The sequence below is a fragment of the Massilia oculi genome (assembly GCF_017582745.1).
GTDB classification, from domain to species: domain Bacteria; phylum Pseudomonadota; class Gammaproteobacteria; order Burkholderiales; family Burkholderiaceae_D; genus Telluria; species Telluria oculi_A.
This window is the reverse complement of sequence record NZ_JAFVIM010000073.1, coordinates 1-2,222: the sequence shown is the minus strand read 5'-3', so window position 1 is coordinate 2,222 and position 2,222 is coordinate 1. Positions and strand designations below refer to the sequence as shown.

General features: G+C 54.7%; 1 protein-coding gene. It reads right to left on the bottom strand.

Features of this window, described 5'->3' with window-relative positions:
* Nucleotides 1–1,122 precede the first annotated feature (1,122 nt).
* A partial coding sequence (locus J3U95_RS28125) for a rep family protein (RefSeq protein ID WP_208281761.1) occupies nt 1,123–2,222 on the bottom strand: 1,100 nt, incomplete at its 5' end.

The following is a 2,222-nucleotide window of genomic DNA, read 5'->3' as shown; positions in this document are numbered from 1 at the left end:
CACGAGCACACATCTCGCAAGTCCAATTGCAACCGCAGATGAAATGCCCTGACATACGTGCCTGACCACCTTCCACCACGATCTGAGCAATCAAAGCCGAACCATAAGCCTTCCAGCGACCACAGCCCGCGACAGACGAACCGCGCAAGTTCTTTCCCTCATTGGACCAATAGCCAGAAACAAGCCGTTGAGCAGTTGCTTGGCGGACGTAGGGCCGATACTGCCGGGGGTTACAGGGTGGAGTATCCCTATTCTTCCCGAGGCCGACGGCTGCGCCGCCGGTCGACGCGTCGGCAGTGGCCGCCGCGGCTCCCGTCAACGCAGCTTTGGAATACCGTACTTGCCCGAACGGTGTCCCGCTCCTGTCGAAACGAGGCAACGAATCAGGGCTTTCGGGGAGGGGAAAATCAAGGAATGGTGTTGACGCACGTGTAGACGCGCATGATATGCTCTGCATGTCGGTTCTTCCTGCTCTGAAAGTGAAGTGGAACCGGCCTAGGAGCCAGACTATGTCCAGTAGTCGTGGCTCTTTTTCATTTCCGGCCCACCGTTCACTGTGGGAGCAATCTCGCGATCGCGGAATATGAAAAAACCGATGAGCAATAGTCGCTCATCCGTTAACGTGTGTCAACGCCCCAGGGGGACGCGTGCCGAAATGGCACTCAAACACCACCCCAGCGAGCATGGCGCGAGCACCGCCCGGTGTTTGAACGTGCAAACGGCCGCACTCCCACGCACGAGAATGCGGCCGCACACTGCTTGCATGGGGCCTTGCAGCCCCATACCCCCGCTACTATTGGACACAGACAGGAATCTTTATATGTTCGGTATCTGAGTGCGGGTTTCCCTCTTATATTCGGTTACTTCCGCTCCGGCTCGATTGCATCAAAAGAAACATTTTCCTCCCATGAGAGGTCATGCGGATCGAGAGCAATCGTTGCATATGGAACAGGGTTCGAATCTGGTATTCCAGACTGGATACTCACCAGCCGAGCAGAACGACCACGCTCGTATACGCCCGTCGCAGTCTCGAGACTACGCGTCAAACTGACAACACCGCCAAGGCATCCAACAACCCACTCAGGAACATTGCTCATCTCTTCTCCGTATCAATTTTGAGAATTACTTTACAGCTGCCAGAACGCGAGTAACTCGCAGGTACTCCCCGACCTCTTCCCTCGTCAAAGGCCGAAGTTTCGCAATATTTATGATCTCGGAATCAAGAGCCGAAAGCTCAGAAGTCGGTACCCAAGTAGGCACACGTTTACTATCGGAGTAGCGGCACAAAGCATTGACCATCAAGCACACCTTGGCCTGGCCACCACGCGCTGCTGCCCGCAAGATCATCGCAAGCCCTGGACGCCCCAACGAGGGATGAGTAGCCTTGAGATGATCCTCAAACGAGTACTCGATAATGAGAGGCTGCTCAGGATCATCAAGGCCAACCTCTTCAACATCTCCAGCTCCATCATCCCACTCGGAAGGAGTCAAAATACCGAGATTCTTAGCCAGATTCCCAGCATGAAAACGGTTTGTAGAACCAAGCGCCTCAATGGCACGCTGCCACTCGGCGCCGGCCGTCAAGTCGCCTCGACCTGCAGCATCAAGCGTCTGAGAAAGCGACTTGCCATTCTTCCGGCCTTGCTTCGTACTCTGTGAAGAGAGCTCGTGCGACGCCTCAATTTTTGCCGCATAGTCGTTCAACCGGTTGGGCCGAAAATCAAAGCCCCTATCGGAACACCGCCCACCAACCTCAATGACAGCCTTGTACCAAGCTTCACGCATAGCATCCTCCATCGCCACAAGATCAGCATCATCATCATGCGTGACAAGGATGTGGAAGTGAGGATGAATTCCATTTCGACCTATCGTGACCTCGAAGGCCTTGAACTTGCCTACAGATCCGGCCTTCTTGTAGACCTTGGCCATGCGCTTATCAAACAGCCCATAAGCCGCCTTCAAAGCAGCCACAGGTATAGCCCAATCGACGTCATAACTATGGGCCAGCGTCAGCGTAACCAAGCTCCCGCTCTTGCCGTGTTCCTTCAGAGCCGGAAAAAGCGCACCACGAAGCCAACTCCTATTTCGAGCGACTGTCGCACGAGCACACATCTCGCAAGTCCAATTGCAACCGCAGATGAAATGCCCTGACATACGTGCCTGACCACCTTCCACCACGATCTGAGCAATCAAAGCCGAACCATAAGCCTTCCAGCGACCAC